Genomic DNA, 266 nt, shown 5'->3' on the forward strand with positions numbered 1-266 from the left:
GAAAATCGATCCCCGCACATCAGCATCACTCAAATTCGCTGCACTTAAGTTGGCATCTGAAATTTCTCGCAGTTGTAGCGTTTCCCCAGATAAATCTTCTCCTGAAAGATCGGCACTAATTAAAGATTCCCGTTGAAAGCGAGTAGAAGTCTGGGCTTGAGCATCCAACGGCAAGAATAGTACAACGCAAGCCAGCAATAAACTAATCATTTGAGTCATTTTTGTCATCATTTTTAATAAAAAACTAATTTGATTCAGAATTCACT

The 266-nt window shown here is 39.1% G+C and carries 1 protein-coding gene; it reads right to left on the reverse strand.

The genetic code is table 11. The annotated features are described in order from the left end of the window. Window positions 1-219, reverse strand: a 219-nt coding sequence (locus tag R0J87_RS21180) for a pentapeptide repeat-containing protein (RefSeq protein WP_498888747.1), incomplete at its 3' end; no start/stop codon positions are given. Window positions 220-266 lie beyond the last annotated feature (47 nt).

The sequence above is a fragment of the Halomonas sp. SIMBA_159 genome, assembly GCF_046536035.1.
In the GTDB taxonomy this organism is placed as follows: Bacteria; Pseudomonadota; Gammaproteobacteria; order Pseudomonadales; family Halomonadaceae; genus Vreelandella; species Vreelandella venusta_A.